Raw genomic sequence first — 17235 nt, 5'->3', positions numbered from 1 at the left:
TCTCCCAATTCTCCTCTGTTAACTTATTCACCTTGAGCCAATTCATAAATAGCTTGGGCGTAAATTGCCGTTGCTCTAACTAAGTCTTCAATAAACATATATTCATCCTTTTGATGGGCGATATCCGGTCTTCCCGGAAATAACGGCCCAAAAGCAACTCCTGATTTAAGAGAACGGGAATATGTCCCTCCACCAATGGAAAGTAATTCTGCTTTTTCTCCCGTCTGTTCCTCATAAACTTTCTTCAGTGTTTGAATGAGAAATTCCTTTTCGTCCACATGATGCGGTTTAGAGTCAGAAAAGTTTTCTATCACAAACCCTTCCTTTATCAAAAGGTCATCTAATTTTTCTTTCGTTGCTTCCATTTTGTTTGTTACCGGGTATCTACAGGTCATCCCGATCCTGCCTCCTGCCTCTTTTGAATAAGAAAGGATGCCGGCATTTATGGTTAATTCTCCGGAAATAGCATCCGAATAGACTACTCCAAGGTTTACCCCTCTGGAATCGTTAAAGAAATAACGGGTAACGAATTGGAAATAATGCAGGGCGTTTTCATCTAGATTTAGCTTAGAAAGAAATAATGCTAAATACAATCCTGCATTCTTCCCGTTTTTCGGTTCCATACCATGTGCAGAGACTCCCTTTACCTCTAAAATCAATTCTCCATTTTCAACATGATAACTATTTTCCAGCTCAAAATGATTCACAAAATCTTTAAACTCCTGGATAGTGTCCAATTGATTATCCTTTATGATGAGTGTAGCTTTGGCATAGTCAGGGACCATGTTATATCTCTGACCGGAAACAAAGCTGATCACATCCACGTTTGCATTGATTTCATCCTGCACCAATTTTTTCTGTACCATATCAAAGTCAGCAATCCCTTTTTCAGCATTGATGATTGGAAAATCTGCATCCGGTGCAAATCCCAAAGTCGGCATTTCTTCATGTTCAAAATAATGTTTAACGCAACGCCAATTACTTTCTTCATCGGTACCAATAATCATTCGCACTCGTTTCTTTATTGGTAATTCCAGCTCTTTAACAATTTTCATTGCATAATAGGCTGCCATTGTCGGTCCCTTATCATCGAGCGCTCCACGTGCGAAAATTTTACCTTCACGAATTTCAGCTGCATATGGGTCACTTGACCACCCATCTCCCTCCGGAACCACATCAACATGACACAGGATTCCAAGCAGTTCCTTGCCTTCACCGAATTCAAGATGTCCTGCTAAATTCCCGACATTTTTGGGAATGAATCCATCTTTCTGACCAAGATTAAGCATAAAGTCTAAAGCTTCTTTTACTCCCTTTCCCAGCGGTGCATCAGGTGTTACATGTTCTTCGTCTAAAATGCTTTTGATATGTAATAATTCCTGAGTGTCTTTAATAAGTGAATCTTTTCTTTTTTCTACTTCACTCATCCAATTAATAGTAGTCAATTTATCGGCCTCCTAATGTGGTATTAATACTTAATTTTTTAAGACAATATTATTATTGCAAATTTCTTGCCATTTTTCTAAAAAAAACGATGAAATTTTCATCCATAAAAACAGGCACAAAAAAATTTTACGAAAAATTCAAAAAACTTATCATAATCCTAACGTTATTTCCCATAACCTATAATAGGTGACGATTCAGAAGGGAGGAAATCCGAACTATCTTTGTAATTTCTTGATGAAAATTTTGTAAATTTCAGCATAATGGTGGAAATTTTCAGAAATTGTGGGTACAATAAAATTAGATGTATGACTTCTTAGTTTCCACAAAACTACATGAGAAGGAGTTGTCTGCGCGGAAAAGAAAACTACATATTATTGAAGAATATTCTTCAAAGAGGCTGTCGGTAGAGGGATTAAGCCATAGGTTTAGAAAAAGGATAGGGAGTGGTTTTTTGAAACCTTCAACTAACCGGATGTTAAACCGCATCAAATGTATCTACATGTTTATTCGCAATAACGGCACTGTGACAACGCAGGAACTTGTAGAGGAATTTGGTATCACTCCTCGCACCATACAACGAGATTTAAATGTCTTAGCCTATAATGACTTGGTAATAAGCCCAAGCCGCGGAAAATGGACAACTACAGAAAAGAAAGTAAAAATGACATCTTAACGTTGAAAAACATTTAATAGTGAATAACCTAGAAATAACCGCTTTTAAAAGCACGCAAACATTGCGTGCTTTTTTGATTTGAAAATTTTGAACGCTCACAGAAGCACTTTAAACAATTAAATGATAGTTTGACAACTTCATAGAATATGATATATTAGTATAATACTTTAGTGCTTAAAAGCGTTTAAGTGAAAAAGTGTTTTTACATAAATTTACAGAAAAAGGTAGGAACAAAATGGAAAAAAATCATCAAGAATTAAAAAAAGGACTTTTGCCTAGACATGTCCAGTTTATTGCATTGGCAGGGATGATCGGGACAGGAATTTTTAAAGGAAGTTCAGATACATTGAATATTGCAGGACCGAGTGTAGTGTTTACCTATTTAGTTGGCGGACTATTGTTATTTATCGTAATGGCCGCATTAGGGGAGATGGCAATTGCATTTCCTAATTTAAATGTCCAACATCTTGTCAATAAAGCATTTGGATTTCGAATATCATTTATTGTGGGGTGGCTCTATTGGATCAACTGGATTATCGTCACCATTGTTGAATTATTGGCATCAGGGAGTTTTTTACAATACTGGTTCCCTTCAGTACCTTTATGGCTTTTAAGTTTTCTATGCGCATCTTTGATCGTAGGAATAAATTTATTTCAAGTAAAATATTATGGGGAGCTTGAATTTTGGTTTGCAGGAATAAAAATACTCGCTTTAATTGCATTCATTTTATTAGGTATTTTAATTTTAGCCGGAATCATTCCAAGTTCCACCCAAAACCCCTTTTCTAATTTCACATCCCATGGCGGTTTTTTCCCACATGGATTAAGTGGCACTTTAAGCGCATTCTTAGTTGTTATGTTTTCATATGGCGGTGCTGAATTAATTGGTGTGGCTGTTACAGAAACGAAAAATTCCGAGAAAGTTTTGCCCAAAATCATCAAAGGTGCCGTCTGGCGTGTTATCATTTTTTACATTTTCCCAATTCTTATTATTTGCGGAATTATGCCCTGGAACAAAGTGACTTCAGAAAACAGCCCTTTTGTACAGGTTTTCAGCCTAACTGGAATTCCTATTGCCGCACATATCATGAACTTTGTTCTTTTAACTGCTGTTCTATCAGCCGCAAATTCAGGTATATACGCTACTTCCAGAACTCTATTTTCAATGGCTCAAAGCGGAGTAGCCCCTAAAGGACTGCAAGCTATCTCCAAAAGAGGTATTCCTCTTAACGGAATTCTTATTACGAGCGTTTGTATATTGATAGGCGTTTTTTTAGCCTATTTAACTCCAAATCAAGTCATTAGCTACTTAATGTCAATTCCGGGTTTCACTGTTATGATCATATGGCTTAGCATTTGTTCAGCACAATTAAAGCTCCGTCCAAAGTACAAGGACATACCGGCTTTCCAGGTTAAATGGTTCCCTTATACAACGATTTTTGCCATTGTGTCACTAACATTAATCTTTATTGGTTTTATGGTGAATTCTAACAATTTAATTGGCACGTCCGTATGTCTGATAACATTAATCATACTGTCCATTCTGTCATTTATTAAAATCAAAAAAAATTAGCATGCGATTTTTCGCTTGCTTATTTTTTTTGATTTCTGAATGTTTTAGCGATGGTGATGTACATAATCATAACTTGTAATCGACTTAAACTCTTGGTCACTTATGATTCCAAGCATTTTAAACAGTACTGAATATTTTAATATCTTTCTTTGTATCCTAGGTGTCGTACTCATCTTAATCATCCCCCAATTTTAATAATATAATATTCGACCATTCTAAAAAAGTTTCCTTCAACCAAAAAAAATTCATTAGGGGAATTCTTTATCCTTTAAAAAGCAAAAGGGAGGCAACCAACCTCCCTTTTGCTTTTTTATTTGGTATTCTTTTGATCAACTATTCCCAGGGGATGTTGAGGATTGGAACCCTCTACTGTATCGGACTCAACAAAAAGTTTAAGAGCCGCCATCTTATTTTCCCAGAATAGTTCAAAAAATTGCAGCCAATCTTTTAATTCCAGCAACGGCTCCGGCTCGAGCCTGTATCGTGTTTCTCGGCCGACTTTCCTTTCTTTTACCAATCCTGCATCTGCTAACACATGAAGGTGCTTAGAAACCGCGGTCCGGCTAATCGGAAAGTTCTCACTAATAACAGTAACAGGGAGCTCCTGATTGCTTAAAAGTTTCAATAATTTACGTCTTGTGGGGTCAGCAATTGCTTGAAATACATCATGCTTTGCGGATAATGCCATTTACGCCTCAACATATCCCTTTAACTTTATGACAAGACCTGCCCATCCTTGGTCCATATTACCCCGTACCACTGTATGCGGTGCACCGAATTCGGTAACCTTGTCCGCATCCCAGCCGGAATGGATCAAGGTAATTTCTGTTTTATCTTCAAGCTCTGTTAACTCAAAAGTAAGCGTCCAATCTTTTCCCCAGTTAAAAGAAAGGCTGTTAGGAGGATCTACTTTGGTTACTTTACAAGGAGACATGCCGAACTGCCCTGCATTTAAATGAAACTCATGCCCTTCAATTGGCTGTAAGTCATTTGGCATGAACCAGGTAGAAAGCCCTTCTGCTGTTGCAACTGCATTCCAAGCTTTTGTAATTGGTGCATTAACGACTACTGTATGTTTAATGTCTAATAATTGCTGTGTTTCATTTCCCATTAGAATATCTCCTCGATTCTTTAAATTCAAATATACGAAACCATTTGGTTTCATAATAACACTATATAACACCATTTGGTTTCATGTCAAACTAAAAAAGTCAGCAATGCTTAGCTGACTTTTATTATTTCCAATGCTGAATAATTATTTCATAGCTTATATAAGCAATTCTGTTGCACCATTATTAATTAACGTCCCAATTCGTTCTCCTGAACAAATCGCCTTCATAGCCCCAACATGATTAAAGTTAAAAACATGTACCGGTAATTCATAGTCCCGGGCAAGTAATAAGGCTGATTGGTCCATCACTTTAATATTATTTTGTACGACGTCGTTATAATGCAAATTTTTATACATTTTTGCGTTCCGATTCGTTCTTGGATCAGATGTAAAGACACCATCTACCCCTTGTTTCGCTACAAAAAGGGCATCACAATTCACTTCAATCGCTCTTTGCACACTTGGATAATCCGTTGTGACAAACGGCTGGCCATTCCCACCGCCAAAAATGACGATATACCCTTTTTCCAGATGGTGGATTGCTCTTAGCCGGATATAAGGTTCTGCAACGGTCGGAGCAGGAACAGAAGTCATGACTCTAACTTCCTTGTCTAATTTAGCTTTTAATACACCTCGCAGCATCAAACTATTTATAATCGTTCCAAGTGTACCGATATTATCTGCCTCTACCCTGTCTATTCCCCATTGTTCCGCCAGGTTTCCGCGAAAAATATTTCCGCCGCCGATTACAACCGAAGCCTCAATACCCAAATCAACTAATGAGATAATTTCATCCGTAATATGCTCCAAATTGTCCACACCAAAACTATTTCCTTCCTGGTCAGCCAATGCGCCTCCACTAAGCTTTATTAAAATACGTTTATATTTTTTCATCTTATTCCCCTTTCAAAATAAAAGGACCAAAGCAAATTGCTTTGATCCTAAAAAAAATAAGTGAACGGAGGAGTGATTTGATACGGTGTTCTTTTATTCATCCCCATCACCCTCCAATACGTTTTTTTTAATTCTTTCTATATTATATGAAAATTAAAAATATTTGCAATATTTTCGAGTTAAAAAATCCATGAGGTACGTTTCTGAACCTGCTGAAATTTTACATTGGGATATTGCTTAGATGGAGAAAACGGTAGGGGAAATCTACTTTGTAAACGAATAATTTTCACACACAAAAAGAGCTCAAATTTCCTTGGGCTCTTTTTCTTGATCGCTATTGAACAATGTTTTTCCCATAAAAGATTTCATCCATTTCGATTTTTAACCGCTCCGTTATTTCAATTAATTCATCGGGATCTAATTTTTCTTTTGTATAGCCAAATAAATAGTTATTTAAATCAAATTCCCGGAGTTTGCATTTTGTGTGAAAAATATTTTCTTGATAGACATTCACATCAATCATGTCAAATAATTCTCCTACATCCTCAGGAATGTAATTTTGAATTGAGCTGATTTCGTGATCAATAAATAGCTTATGACCGTATTTATCCCTTGTAAAACCACGGACCCTGTAATCGATGGTCATTACATCTGTCTCAAACGAGCGGATTAAATAATGAAGTGCCTTCAGCGGAGAAATTTCTCCGCATGTTGATACATCAATATCTGCTCTAAAGGTACTGATTCCTTCATTGGGATGGAATTCAGGATATGTATGAACAGTGATATGGCTTTTATCTAATTGCATGACAACCGATTCCGGAAGAGGACCCGGTGATTCCTCGAAAGATTCTGATGGCGCATTTTCCACCGGACCTTCGGAAACCAAAAGAGTCACGCTCGCCCCTTGCGGCTCAAAATCCTGACTCGCGATATTTAATACATGCGCTCCAATAATATCCGATACATGTTTTAAGATTTTGGTTAATCTGTCTGCACTGTATTGCTCATCAATATACTTGAGATATGCTTCACGCTCTTCCCTATTTCTAGTGAAACAAACATCATACATATTAAAACTCAGTGATTTCGTCAGGTTATTAAAGCCATGTAATTCGATATGCTGCTCATGTGTTAGCTTCATGACTGCTCCCCCTAATTACAGTTATCTCGCGCTTAAATATTTTTTAGGATACCCATTGATATGCATGGTTATTAAATATTCTTGTGTGTTGCTTGTAATTAGTGCTATTTTAAACTTATTAAAATAAAGATTTTTCTAAGGAGAGGTTTCACTAAATGTACACAAATTTCAAATCTGATGAGACTCAAATAAGAGAACTTTATCAACGGTTTATAGAAGGCTGGAATAATCGCAGCGCCGATGCAATGACGGAACCATTTGTTGAAGAGGGAGAAATGATCGGATTTGATGGAAGCCAGTACATAGGACGTGAAGAGATGTTTTCCAATCTTCAGCAAATCTTTGCCCATCATCCAACTGCCCCATATGTAGTAAAAGTGACCGCGGTTCGCTCCTTGGGATCTGAGGGGGCTGTTTTACGAGCAATAGCCGGAATGGTACCACCCGGGAAGTCAGAAATTAACCCTAATGTGAATTCTCATCATACTCTCGTTGCTGTTAAAAAAGACGGAAAGTGGCTGATTGAACTTTTTCAAAATACCCCTGCCCAGTTTCACGGCAGACCGGATTTAGTAGAGAATATGACTGAAGAGCTACAGAATTTGTTATAACCTTGTATGATATTACCTAGAAAGGCAGTCTAAATCCCCCCTGTGAATTTAGACTGTTTTTTATTTTTTTGGAGAAAGTAATTGATGTGAGTAAAAGGATTTCATTTTATTTATAATAATTATTATTTAATATTTACTTTTAAATAATATATGTTATAATTAATTCAGATAGAAAAGAGGAGGAATCATACATGACATTAGAACAAGTATTTAATCAACAAATCGCAAACTGGAATGTCTTATATACAAAATTACATCAGTTTCATTGGTATGTGAAAGGCCCTCAATTCTTTACCTTACACGCTAAATTTGAAGAGTTATACAATGAAGCAGCAACCACTATTGATGAATTAGCGGAACAGTTATTAATAATCGGCGGCAAACCAATTTCAACGTTAAAAGATTATCTTCAGATTGCAACGATTAAAGAAACAACTGAAGTTTTAACAGCAGAAGAAATGGTACAAGATATTGTTAAGGACTATTCTCAACTTATTGATGAATTAAAAGCCGGTATGGAAGCAGCTGAACAAAGTAATGATGAAGTAAGCAGTGATATGTTCTTGGAATTAATCGGCAAACTGAGCAAGCATAACTGGATGCTTAAAGCATTTTTAGGAGCTTAATAAAAAAGAAACCTGACTTTCCTAAAGTCAGGCTTCTTTTTGCTTATTTTACTTGATAATCCCGCAATAACTCTACTTCTTCCTCAGTTAATTCACGATATTCACCAAGCTCCAGCGTCTCATCCAAGGCTAATGGTCCCATCGATATTCGCTGCAGGTAAACCACGCTTTTTCCGACGGCTTCGAACATTCTTTTCACTTGATGAAATTTACCTTCTGTAATGGTTAGCTCGATATCAGAACGAATCCCGGATTTTAAGATTTTTAATTCGCCGGGTTTTGTTTCATAGCCGTCATCCAGTGTAACTCCTTGGGCAAATGCCTTCACGTCTTCCTCCGTCACTTCACGGTCAATAACAGCAAAATAGGTTTTCGGTACATGCTTTTTTGGTGAAAGTAATCGATGGGCCAGCTGACCGTCATTTGTGATCAGCAGCAGCCCTTCCGTATCCTTATCCAATCTCCCGACAGGAAACGGTTCATACACCTGATCTTCAAGCTCCAATAGGTCAATGACCGTTTCGCAGGCAGTATCTTCAGTGGCTGAAAGTACTCCTTGAGGCTTGTTCATCATTAGGTAGATAAATTCTTTATATTCAATAACTTCTCCATTTAAGGTGACGGTTTCTTTGTTAGGGTCGACATGTTGTTTTGCATCCTTCACAACCACATCATTCACTTTCACAGAACCGCTTTTCAGAAGCTGTTTAACTTCCTTTCGGCTTCCAAACCCAAGATTGGCAAGCATTTTATCAATTCTCATTTTATTATACTCCTTCAAGTTAAGAAGATATCATTTTACAAATTCAAACAGGCAATCTCAATTTTTGTTTGATGCGCACGATTCGATGACCGAATAACCTGTCTGCAAGTCCTGATTTCAGCCCTAAGTAAAAATAAATAGCAGCCCCCGCTCCTGCACTTAGTAAGATAAGGATTAACGATTGCATCCTTGATGCAGGAGATAAGAATATCGCCAAAAATTTATATACAATCTCCGTGCCCAGCCACATTAAGCCTGCAAAAATAAAAATCAGTAAGCTTCTGCGCCAAACGAGACGAAATTGATAGCGGGAGTAAATTTTAATCACGATCAAATTAATGACAATCGATGCAGTATAACCTAGTGCTGTAGCAAGAACGGCCCCCCTCGTATCCATCATTTTAATGAGCGGAATATTGAGGGCTAATTTTATTAAAAGGCCCACCAGCAAACTTAAAATCGTGTAGCGCTGTTCATTGATTCCCTGCAGTATAGCAGCTGTAACCGAATAAAGGGAAAATAAGATTGCGACAGGTGCATATGCAGCTAACACTTGCGTACCAAGGGCTTCATGCTCATAAAACACGGTATAAACAGGCTCAGCCAATAAAGAAAGCCCGATTGCCGCAGGCAGGGTTAAAAATAACATAACCTGAAAGGTCTGATTTATCTGGTGATTCATACTTTTTTGATCTTGATTTACAAATGCCTGCGTAATACTCGGCACAAGCGTTAAGGAAAAAGCTGTTGCCAGGGAGACTGGGATTATGACAATCTTATGGGACTCAAAATTCAACATCGAAAAAGCGGCTGTTGCGTAGGGTCCCGATTTCCCAATCTCAGCCATTGCCTTGCTAAAAGTAAATTGGTCGATTGATTGGAATAAAGGATTCGCAATCCCAACAAATACAAACGGAGCGGCGTAAATAAAAATCTCTTTATAGATTTCCCTTAGTGAGATATTTAGCGTGCCTTTATCCTGTTCAAGAAGCTCATTCAAATATGGTTTTCTTTTGTACCAATACCAAAACAAAATAAATAAACTGCCAATTGCTCCAATAAACGCTGCAAAAGTTGCCACACTAACTGCCGAGACCATACTTCCACTCATAAACTTTAAGACAACATATGCGCCGATAAGTGTAAAAGCAACCCTAACAATTTGTTCAACGACTTGGGAAACAGCTGATGGGCCCATTGACTGATGCCCTTGAAAGTATCCCCTAATTAAGCTCATAAACGGAACGACGATTAAAGCCCAGCTAACGGCACGGATGACCGTTGTTACATCATCCACACTTATCGATTGTTTTTTTCCGCTTATACTCATTTCAGCCAACATCGGTGCTATAAAGTACATAATTAGGAAGGCTGCAACTCCCGTTGTCAACATGATGACTAATCCGGATTTAAATAATTTCCTTCCGACCGCATATTCTTCCAAAGCATTATACTTTGAAATAAATTTCGAGACAGCTAACGGTACGCCTGCCGTTGCGATACTGATAAATATGGTATAGGGAACATAGCCAAAATTATATAGTGCCGTCCCTTGTTTTCCTACAATTTGATAGAACGGAATAACATAAATTAAGCCGAGAACCTTGGAAAGTATCGTACCTACGGTTAATATAAACGTTCCCCTTAAAAGCTTAGACCCCATAAAATCCCTTCCTATTTAAGAAAAATAAGTGCATTTCATCACAATGTAATATTCGACTCTTTTTGCACACTATTGTAGTGTACAACTCTTTTCTCTATGACGCTACTAACAATCCTGTTAAATTTATTAAAAATCATTGACTTATCTTTTTCTTTTCGGTAAGACTGGTAATGTTTATACTATAGTTTATCCGTAAAAAAATGAAAATAAATAAAGTTGGTGGAATATGGAATTCGATGTCATTGTTATTGGCGGAGGCCCTTCCGGGTTAATGGCCGCCATTGCTGCAGGGGAAAAGGGTGCGAAAGTACTATTAATCGATAAAGGTGACAAGCTTGGCAGAAAGCTGGCCATTTCCGGCGGCGGCCGCTGTAACGTCACAAATAGGCTTCCGATTGAAGAAATTATCAAGCATTTGCCGGGAAACGGTAAGTTTCTATACAGTGCTTTTTCAATCTTTAGTAATGAAGATATTATTCGATTCTTTGAAAAATTAGGTATCGAACTAAAGGAAGAAGATCATGGCCGGATGTTCCCGGTTTCAAATAGAGCGCAATCAGTAGTGGATGCGCTGTTGAATAAACTGGAACAATTACATGTACGGGTATTCAAGAATTGCCCTGTAGATGATGTTGCTTATGAAAACGGGCAGGCAGCCGCCGTATTATTAAAGGATGGTTCAAAAATCAAAGCAAAATCCATTGTTATTGCGGTGGGCGGTAAATCTGTTCCACATACCGGGTCGACGGGCGATGGTTACTCCTGGGCGGAAAAAGCCGGGCATACAGTAACAGAACTTTTTCCAACCGAGGTGCCGATAACATCTAAGGAACCTTTTATTCAAAATAAAACGCTCCAAGGCCTTTCGTTAAGAGATATTGATTTAAGCGTCCTGAATCCAAAGGGGAAGCCCATCATAACACACCGTATGGATATGATTTTTACCCATTTCGGAATCAGCGGCCCCGCCGTACTCCGTTGCAGTCAGTTTGTTATCAAAGCGATGAAGAAATGGAATTTAAAAGAAGTAACGATGAGTCTTGATGCTTTACCTGATAAAAAAGAGGAAGAACTCTTTCAAGAAATTGTTAAGCTTGTGAAAAATGAGCCGAAAAAAAGTATAAAGAATACGCTAAAAGGAATTCTCCCTGAACGGTATCTACTATTTCTATTAGAACAAAATGAGATTGATCCATCCGAACAGGGAGGCACGATTTCCAATGAAAAGATCCGCAGTTTTTCAAAAAGCTGCAAGCAATTTACCATTAAAGTGAATGGCACACTTCCACTTGAAAAAGCTTTTGTGACAGGCGGAGGGATTTCTGTCAAAGAAGTGGAACCGCAAACAATGGGTTCGAAATTAATGAATGGCTTATACTTCTGTGGTGAAATCCTTGATGTTCATGGGTATACAGGCGGATATAATATCACCTCGGCACTTGTAACAGGCAGGCTGGCAGGAACAAACGCTGCCCATTTTGCCCGGGAAAACGTTATTCAGGCCTGACAATTGTCAGGCCCGATAAATGATCATGGCAGAAAAACAATAAATTTGTTCCTCCTCTTCTTCCTCCGGCATAGCAGCCACATTATATTTAATATCCAACAATTTCTTTTCATCCAAACCCTTTAAAAAGTGATTCATTTCTTTTTCTAAATCCTTCTCGTGTTCCCGATCAAACAGCTTTACCTGTATCAATTTCCTCTCCCTTTCCTTTTTTCTATCATTATTACCCCATTATCTGAATTTTAAAAATAAACCCCTAGTATATTTTAAGTTTATATTAAGAATTAACTTGTAAACTGCGTTTAGAAGGTAAGCAGTAAAAATGAAAGGAGTCCTTCAATTGGATAAAAAACAACGAATTTCTTGGGGAGTTAGCTTTGGCAGTTTAGCCTTGGTTGCAGGAATGGTTTCCTATCTCGGACTTTCAACCGGGGATCAAACTAACACTCAATCAGCTAGACAGAACTTCTCTTCCAGTAATAATACAAATCAACAACAATCAAACACAAATGACTCAAATCAGAGCTTATTTGATGATAATTCTACTAATAGCGATGTCTCTTCCGGTAGCAATGGTAATTCCATGGATAATGGTAATAGTTCGTTCAATAATGGTTCATTCTCGCAAAATCAGGATTCATTCAGCGGCCATTCACGGCAGCGGGGCGGCTTTGATACAACAACAGGTGGAACCTGATGTATAACTATCGTTTCAATTCCATGAGTACCTTGGTACAAATATCGATTAGTCATGAAATGTTCGCAAATGATCTGATGCCTATTTATAAGCTTTTTGAACAGACTGAAAACAAATGCAGCAGGTTCCGGGAAGATAGTGAGCTCACCCTTTTAAACCAACAAATCGATAAAGAAATCACTGTCTCCGGTGAATTATTTTCAATAATGAAAGAAGCGGAACGTTTTTATCATGAAACCGACAGACTCTTTAATCCGGGAATTTTATCCGCGATTGAAAATTGCGGTTATTCCAAATCTATTGAATTTATTAGAGGGCAGAAAGTAGCAGCATCAACCCTTTCATCACCTATTGCAACAACCTCCGATCCATTTTATTTAAATGAGCACAAACAAGCCGTTACTCTCTTTTCAAAAATTGATCTCGGCGGCATTGCGAAAGGATGGGTTATTGATCGGGCTGCAGAAGTTTTAGAGAAAACAGGCTATGGTTTTATCAATGTTGGCGGAGATATTCGTATTTTTGGAGAATTACCGCGTCTATTAAACATTGGGATTGAAAGTCCATTTGACCAAAGTTTAATGATTTCTTCCATCCAAGTAGCAACAGGTGCCGTTGCTACGTCGACATCCTGAAAAGAAGATGGCAAGTTAACGAAAAATGGATGCATCACCTGATTGACCCGCAAACAGGAGAACCAACTGAAAGCACCATCGTTTCTGCAACCGTTACAGCACCGACCGCATTAGAAGCGGACGTATTGGCGAAAACAGTTCTTTTATTAGGGGAAGAAAAGGGACAAAAGTGGGTAAATAATAATGGAAATCGCTCTGTTTTAATATATAAATCCGGGCAAATTTGGAAAGGGGGAGCATAAGATGGAGATGTTTGAATGGTATATGATTCGGGCAACAGGTACGGTAGCCTATCTTTTATTATATTTATCTGTCATTATTGGGCTTTACTCACAGGTCCAAAAAATGCGCAAACAAAAAGTTACGATTACCCTTCATTTTCATGAAACACTTTCAAATTGGGCGTTTTTTATGGTATGCGGGCATCTCGGTTTTTTGCTGATTGATTCATATATCTCTTTTAAATGGGCTGAGGTACTAATTCCATTTAATACGACCTATAAACCCTTGCCAATGGCCATGGGGATCATCTCGCTGTATTTTTTACTTATGACCATTGTTACCTCAAAAGCCCGCAAAAAAATCGGTTATCAAAAATGGCGGAAATTACATGCATTGAATCCAATTCTTTATGCCTTAGTTACATTACACGGTTTATTCATTGGTTCCGACTTCCAAGGAACAGTACTGGCAGTCGTCAACATTGTTCCATTAATGATTATGGGTGGATTGCTTTTAAAAGATCGGAAAAAGCTCATTAATTATTGTGAATAAAAAAACCAATTCCAAATTTTGGAATTGGTTTTTTCTTTATTTCGTCTCACCGGTCCATGCCAGCATGCCGCCAATCATATTACGGACTTTATAGCCTTGTTCTTGAAGATAGTAGCATACATTTCCACTGCGGTGGCTGGAGCGGCAAATAAAAATATATTCTTTATCTTTATCAAAATAGTCAAGGTTCATCGGGATATCACCCATGCGAATATGCTTTGCCCCGGGAATTATACCCGCTGCCACTTCTTCATCTTCCCTGACATCTACGAGCTCAAGCTTTTCCCCATTCTCAAGCTTTTTTTGCAATTCTTCCGGTGTAATGATTTGTAATTCTTCCATCCTTAACATCCCCTTAAAAGAAAGAGGCATCTCAGCCTCTTTCTTCGTTTTAATTTGCTACAATATTTACTAATTTACCTGGCACCGTGATGACTTTACGAATGGTTTTTCCTTCAATTTGTTCTTTTACCCTATCGTCATCCATGGCAATTTCTTCTAACGATTCCTTGCTGGCGTCAGTTGGGACCATTAGCTTTGTTTTAACTTTACCATTCACTTGAATGACAATTTCAATTTCTTCATCCACGAGCTTTGCTTCATCATATGCAGGCCAAGCTTCGTAGGAAATTGTTTCACTATGTCCTAACTTTACCCATAGCTCCTCGGAGATATGAGGACAAACAGGTGACAGTAATTTTACGAAGCCTTCCATATAATCCTTTGGTAGAACGGTTGACTTATAGGCTTCATTTATAAATACCATCATTTGTGAAATGGCCGTATTGAATCTCAAGCCTTCGTAATCCTCGGTTACTTTTTTCACTGTTTGATGATAAATTTTTTCCAAATTAACAGCTTCTTCATTTGGCTGGATTTTCGGATTTACCTCTCCATCCTCTTCTACCATTAAGCGCCAAACCCGATCTAAGAAACGGCGTGAGCCATCAAGACCATTCGTTGACCAGGCAATCGAGGCATCAAGCGGTCCCATAAACATTTCATACAAGCGCAAAGTATCGGCACCATGACTGGCTACAATATCATCAGGATTGACAACATTCCCTTTTGATTTACTCATTTTTTCATTGTTTTCCCCTAAGATCATTCCTTGGTTAAATAGTTTTTGGAATGGTTCTTTTGTCGGCACAACTCCGATATCATACAAGAATTTATGCCAGAAGCGAGCGTAAAGTAAGTGCAGCACCGCATGTTCTGCCCCGCCAATATAAGTGTCAACGGGAAGCCAATGCTTTAATTTTTCCTCAGCAGCAAGTGCCTGATCATTTTTCGGGTCAATATAACGTAAATAATACCAGCAGCTGCCTGCCCATTGCGGCATTGTATTGGTTTCACGGCGGCCCTTTTTACCTGTCTGCGGGTCAACCACATTTACCCAATCCTCTATCACAGCAAGAGGTGATTCACCCGTTCCGGATGGTCTGATTTCTTTCGTTTTCGGTAATGTTAATGGAAGCTGCTCTTCCGGTACAGCAGTCATTGTACCATCTTCCCAATGGATAACCGGAATCGGCTCTCCCCAGTAACGCTGGCGGCTAAACAGCCAATCACGTAAACGAAACGTTACTTTTTTTGTACCAATACCTTTTTCTTCAAGCCATGAAATCATTTTTTGAATGGCCTCAAGCTTATCCAAACCATTTAAGAAATCGGAATTAATATGGTCACCATCGCCTGTGTAGGCCTCTTCTTCAATATCTCCCCCGGCAACAACCTGCTTAATCGGTAAATCAAACTGTTTAGCAAATTCATAGTCACGCTCATCGTGTGCAGGTACAGCCATGATCGCACCCGTTCCGTAGCTTACCAATACATAATCGGCAATCCAGATTGGCATTTTCTCGCCATTTGCAGGATTGATCGCATATGCACCGGTAAATACTCCGGTTTTTTCCTTCGCTAGGTCAGTTCGCTCAAGATCGCTCTTGCTCTTTACCTTCTCTAAATAAGCATCAACTGCAGCACGCTGTTCAGGAGTCGTAATTTTATTTACAAATGAATGCTCCGGAGCAAGCACCGCATAGGTAGCGCCAAATAATGTATCAGGGCGTGTAGTAAATACGGTGAAGGTTTCTTCGTGACCGTCAATGTTAAAAGTAACTTCAGCACCTTCAGAACGGCCGATCCAATTGCGCTGCATTTCTTTCAGACTTTCCGGCCAATCAAGCTCCTCAAGATCTTCAAGCAAACGATCCCCGTAGGCAGTAATTTTTAACATCCATTGCTTCATTGGACGGCGTTCCACCGGGTGGCCGCCGCGTTCACTTTTTCCATCAATGACTTCTTCGTTTGCCAAAACGGTTCCAAGTGCCGGGCACCAGTTAACCGCTACTTCATCTATATAGGCAAGACCTTTTTCAAATAGTTTTAAGAAAATCCACTGCGTCCATTTGTAATATTCAGGGTCGGTGGTATTTACTTCCCGGTCCCAATCATAAGAGAAGCCAAGAGATTTAATTTGTCTGCGGAACGTATCAATATTTTGCTTAGTGAAATCTGCAGGGTCATTTCCGGTATCCAATGCATATTGCTCCGCCGGTAAACCAAAAGCGTCCCAGCCCATTGGATGAAGAACATTGTATCCCTGCATCCGTTTTAAGCGGGAAAGGATATCAGTTGCCGTATAGCCTTCAGGGTGTCCAACATGTAATCCCGCACCCGATGGATATGGAAACATATCTAAAGCGTAGAATTTTCTTTTGCCAAATTCTTCGTTTGTTTTAAATGTTTTTTCTGTTTCCCATTTCTTTTGCCACTTCTTTTCGATTTCTTGATGATCGAAACTCATAAGTTTTCCTCCTAACCAGAAAAGCGGAAGCACCTTGCCCAGGGGCGACAAGCATAAGACGAGCCGGCGAGAAGGTTGTTCTTTAACCTTCTTGACGGATGGGCTTATGATCTCGATCCCCTAGGCGCTGGAGCTAGACAGTCTTCTAAGTCATAAAATTATTTTTCTAATAAATCTTAAAATAAAAAAACCTCTCATCCCAAAAACGGGACGAGAGGATTGTATGTATCTTCCCGCGGTACCACCCACATTAGTGTTGTCAACACTCGCTTCATTCATCCTTAACGCGGAAAACGGCAAACATTACTA

The 17235-nt window shown here is 38.7% G+C and carries 20 protein-coding genes and 1 other annotated feature (1 of these 21 only partly in view); of the genes, 9 read left to right on the top strand and 11 right to left on the bottom strand.

Going from position 1 to position 17235, the window contains the following annotated elements; genetic code table 11:
* Positions 1 to 23: 23 nt before the first annotated feature.
* Positions 24 to 1445, bottom strand: coding sequence for a dipeptidase PepV (gene pepV / locus AC3ANV_RS05970; protein ID WP_488312729.1), 1422 nt, complete (start codon positions 1443 to 1445; stop codon positions 24 to 26).
* 452 nt (positions 1446 to 1897) lie between these two features.
* Between pepV and AC3ANV_RS05965 the strand changes: the two genes are divergently transcribed.
* Positions 1898 to 2119 carry a DeoR family transcriptional regulator gene (locus tag AC3ANV_RS05965; protein WP_071358441.1) on the top strand — a complete coding sequence of 74 codons (222 nt, stop codon included), beginning with the start codon at positions 1898 to 1900 and terminating at the stop codon, positions 2117 to 2119.
* Between the two features lie 235 nt (positions 2120 to 2354).
* Positions 2355 to 3692 carry an amino acid permease gene (locus tag AC3ANV_RS05960; protein ID WP_488312728.1) on the top strand — a complete coding sequence of 446 codons (1338 nt, stop codon included), beginning with the start codon at positions 2355 to 2357 and terminating at the stop codon, positions 3690 to 3692.
* A 44-nt stretch (positions 3693 to 3736) separates the two neighbouring features.
* Here the strand turns inward: AC3ANV_RS05960 and AC3ANV_RS05955 are convergent, their stop codons facing one another.
* The 5 genes from AC3ANV_RS05955 to speD form a co-directional block, all read right to left on the bottom strand.
* Positions 3737 to 3865, bottom strand: coding sequence for a hypothetical protein (locus AC3ANV_RS05955; RefSeq protein ID WP_488312727.1), 129 nt, complete (start codon positions 3863 to 3865; stop codon positions 3737 to 3739).
* A 137-nt stretch (positions 3866 to 4002) separates the two neighbouring features.
* Positions 4003 to 4380, bottom strand: a complete 378-nt coding sequence (locus AC3ANV_RS05950; RefSeq protein WP_488312726.1) for an ArsR/SmtB family transcription factor — start codon at positions 4378 to 4380, stop codon at positions 4003 to 4005.
* Positions 4381 to 4803: an SRPBCC family protein gene (locus tag AC3ANV_RS05945; protein ID WP_488312725.1), complete on the bottom strand. Its 423-nt coding sequence runs from the start codon at positions 4801 to 4803 to the stop codon at positions 4381 to 4383. It lies immediately after the preceding gene.
* A gap of 156 nt (positions 4804 to 4959) precedes the next feature.
* Positions 4960 to 5697, bottom strand: coding sequence for a UMP kinase (gene pyrH, locus AC3ANV_RS05940; RefSeq protein ID WP_488312724.1), 738 nt, complete (start codon positions 5695 to 5697; stop codon positions 4960 to 4962).
* Between the two features lie 334 nt (positions 5698 to 6031).
* A complete protein-coding gene (speD, locus tag AC3ANV_RS05935) occupies positions 6032 to 6841 on the bottom strand; it encodes an adenosylmethionine decarboxylase (RefSeq protein ID WP_488312723.1) in 810 nt (269 codons plus the stop codon).
* Between the two features lie 155 nt (positions 6842 to 6996).
* On the opposite strand from speD, the gene AC3ANV_RS05930 reads away from it, so the two are divergent.
* Positions 6997 to 7452: an SgcJ/EcaC family oxidoreductase gene (locus AC3ANV_RS05930; protein WP_488312722.1), complete on the top strand. Its 456-nt coding sequence runs from the start codon at positions 6997 to 6999 to the stop codon at positions 7450 to 7452.
* Between the two features lie 191 nt (positions 7453 to 7643).
* Positions 7644 to 8078 (top strand): Dps family protein, encoded by a 435-nt coding sequence (locus tag AC3ANV_RS05925; RefSeq protein WP_488312721.1) that lies wholly within the window; start codon positions 7644 to 7646, stop codon positions 8076 to 8078.
* Between the two features lie 43 nt (positions 8079 to 8121).
* Here AC3ANV_RS05925 and AC3ANV_RS05920 read toward each other — a convergent pair whose 3' ends face one another.
* Together AC3ANV_RS05920 and AC3ANV_RS05915 are read right to left on the bottom strand one after the other, a co-directional pair.
* Positions 8122 to 8841 carry a pseudouridine synthase gene (locus AC3ANV_RS05920; protein ID WP_488312720.1) on the bottom strand — a complete coding sequence of 240 codons (720 nt, stop codon included), beginning with the start codon at positions 8839 to 8841 and terminating at the stop codon, positions 8122 to 8124.
* A 43-nt stretch (positions 8842 to 8884) separates the two neighbouring features.
* The gene (locus AC3ANV_RS05915; protein ID WP_488312719.1) at positions 8885 to 10504 is read right to left on the bottom strand and encodes a putative polysaccharide biosynthesis protein; all 1620 of its coding nucleotides are present in this window, start codon (positions 10502 to 10504) and stop codon (positions 8885 to 8887) included.
* A 226-nt stretch (positions 10505 to 10730) separates the two neighbouring features.
* Here AC3ANV_RS05915 and AC3ANV_RS05910 point away from each other — a divergent pair, with 226 nt between their 5' ends.
* Positions 10731 to 12011: a BaiN/RdsA family NAD(P)/FAD-dependent oxidoreductase gene (locus AC3ANV_RS05910; protein WP_488312718.1), complete on the top strand. Its 1281-nt coding sequence runs from the start codon at positions 10731 to 10733 to the stop codon at positions 12009 to 12011.
* Between the two features lie 6 nt (positions 12012 to 12017).
* Here AC3ANV_RS05910 and AC3ANV_RS05905 read toward each other — a convergent pair whose 3' ends face one another.
* Positions 12018 to 12203: a sporulation protein Cse60 gene (locus tag AC3ANV_RS05905; protein ID WP_307403502.1), complete on the bottom strand. Its 186-nt coding sequence runs from the start codon at positions 12201 to 12203 to the stop codon at positions 12018 to 12020.
* Between the two features lie 130 nt (positions 12204 to 12333).
* Between AC3ANV_RS05905 and AC3ANV_RS05900 the strand changes: the two genes are divergently transcribed.
* Genes AC3ANV_RS05900 through AC3ANV_RS05885 form a run of 4 tightly spaced genes read left to right on the top strand, consistent with a single transcriptional unit; the run spans position 12334 to position 14117 of the window.
* Positions 12334 to 12708, top strand: a complete 375-nt coding sequence (locus AC3ANV_RS05900; RefSeq protein WP_488312717.1) for a hypothetical protein — start codon at positions 12334 to 12336, stop codon at positions 12706 to 12708.
* Positions 12708 to 13343, top strand: coding sequence for an FAD:protein FMN transferase (locus AC3ANV_RS05895; RefSeq protein WP_488312716.1), 636 nt, complete (start codon positions 12708 to 12710; stop codon positions 13341 to 13343). The genes AC3ANV_RS05900 and AC3ANV_RS05895 overlap by 1 nt, the downstream gene beginning before the upstream one ends.
* Before the next feature lie 29 nt (positions 13344 to 13372).
* Positions 13373 to 13585, top strand: a complete 213-nt coding sequence (locus AC3ANV_RS05890) for an FAD:protein FMN transferase (protein WP_488312715.1) — start codon at positions 13373 to 13375, stop codon at positions 13583 to 13585.
* 1 nt (position 13586) lies between these two features.
* Entirely contained in the window at positions 13587 to 14117 is a 531-nt protein-coding gene (locus AC3ANV_RS05885; RefSeq protein ID WP_488312714.1) for a ferric reductase-like transmembrane domain-containing protein, read from the top strand.
* A 36-nt stretch (positions 14118 to 14153) separates the two neighbouring features.
* Here the strand turns inward: AC3ANV_RS05885 and AC3ANV_RS05880 are convergent, their stop codons facing one another.
* Both AC3ANV_RS05880 and leuS read right to left on the bottom strand, forming a co-directional pair.
* Positions 14154 to 14459 (bottom strand): rhodanese-like domain-containing protein, encoded by a 306-nt coding sequence (locus tag AC3ANV_RS05880; protein WP_488312713.1) that lies wholly within the window; start codon positions 14457 to 14459, stop codon positions 14154 to 14156.
* Positions 14460 to 14508: 49 nt separating this feature from the next.
* Positions 14509 to 16926 (bottom strand): leucine--tRNA ligase, encoded by a 2418-nt coding sequence (gene leuS / locus AC3ANV_RS05875; RefSeq protein ID WP_488312712.1) that lies wholly within the window; start codon positions 16924 to 16926, stop codon positions 14509 to 14511.
* Positions 16927 to 17129: 203 nt separating this feature from the next.
* Positions 17130 to 17235, bottom strand: a binding site (T-box leader); it runs 115 nt beyond the window's last position.

This window comes from Neobacillus sp. DFD-2R (assembly GCF_057747865.1).
Note: the sequence above shows the minus strand (reverse complement) of the source record. Positions and strands in the feature narration are given on the sequence as shown.

Excerpts from the sequence above, each read along its gene's own strand:
- AC3ANV_RS05950 (WP_488312726.1), bottom strand. The coding sequence starts at position 4,380 with ATGGCATTATCCGCAAAGCATGATGTATTTCAAGCAATTGCTGACCCC.
- AC3ANV_RS05960 (WP_488312728.1), top strand. The coding sequence starts at position 2,355 with ATGGAAAAAAATCATCAAGAATTAAAAAAAGGACTTTTGCCTAGACAT.
- AC3ANV_RS05890 (WP_488312715.1), top strand. The coding sequence starts at position 13,373 with ATGCATCACCTGATTGACCCGCAAACAGGAGAACCAACTGAAAGCACC.
- AC3ANV_RS05925 (WP_488312721.1), top strand. The coding sequence starts at position 7,644 with ATGACATTAGAACAAGTATTTAATCAACAAATCGCAAACTGGAATGTC.
- AC3ANV_RS05910 (WP_488312718.1), top strand. The coding sequence starts at position 10,731 with ATGGAATTCGATGTCATTGTTATTGGCGGAGGCCCTTCCGGGTTAATG.
- AC3ANV_RS05895 (WP_488312716.1), top strand. The coding sequence starts at position 12,708 with ATGTATAACTATCGTTTCAATTCCATGAGTACCTTGGTACAAATATCG.
- AC3ANV_RS05915 (WP_488312719.1), bottom strand. The coding sequence starts at position 10,504 with ATGGGGTCTAAGCTTTTAAGGGGAACGTTTATATTAACCGTAGGTACG.
- AC3ANV_RS05880 (WP_488312713.1), bottom strand. The coding sequence starts at position 14,459 with ATGGAAGAATTACAAATCATTACACCGGAAGAATTGCAAAAAAAGCTT.
- AC3ANV_RS05945 (WP_488312725.1), bottom strand. The coding sequence starts at position 4,803 with ATGGGAAATGAAACACAGCAATTATTAGACATTAAACATACAGTAGTC.
- AC3ANV_RS05930 (WP_488312722.1), top strand. The coding sequence starts at position 6,997 with ATGTACACAAATTTCAAATCTGATGAGACTCAAATAAGAGAACTTTAT.
- AC3ANV_RS05920 (WP_488312720.1), bottom strand. The coding sequence starts at position 8,841 with ATGAGAATTGATAAAATGCTTGCCAATCTTGGGTTTGGAAGCCGAAAG.
- leuS (WP_488312712.1), bottom strand. The coding sequence starts at position 16,926 with ATGAGTTTCGATCATCAAGAAATCGAAAAGAAGTGGCAAAAGAAATGG.
- AC3ANV_RS05885 (WP_488312714.1), top strand. The coding sequence starts at position 13,587 with ATGGAGATGTTTGAATGGTATATGATTCGGGCAACAGGTACGGTAGCC.
- AC3ANV_RS05900 (WP_488312717.1), top strand. The coding sequence starts at position 12,334 with ATGAAAGGAGTCCTTCAATTGGATAAAAAACAACGAATTTCTTGGGGA.
- speD (WP_488312723.1), bottom strand. The coding sequence starts at position 6,841 with ATGAAGCTAACACATGAGCAGCATATCGAATTACATGGCTTTAATAAC.
- pyrH (WP_488312724.1), bottom strand. The coding sequence starts at position 5,697 with ATGAAAAAATATAAACGTATTTTAATAAAGCTTAGTGGAGGCGCATTG.
- AC3ANV_RS05955 (WP_488312727.1), bottom strand. The coding sequence starts at position 3,865 with ATGAGTACGACACCTAGGATACAAAGAAAGATATTAAAATATTCAGTA.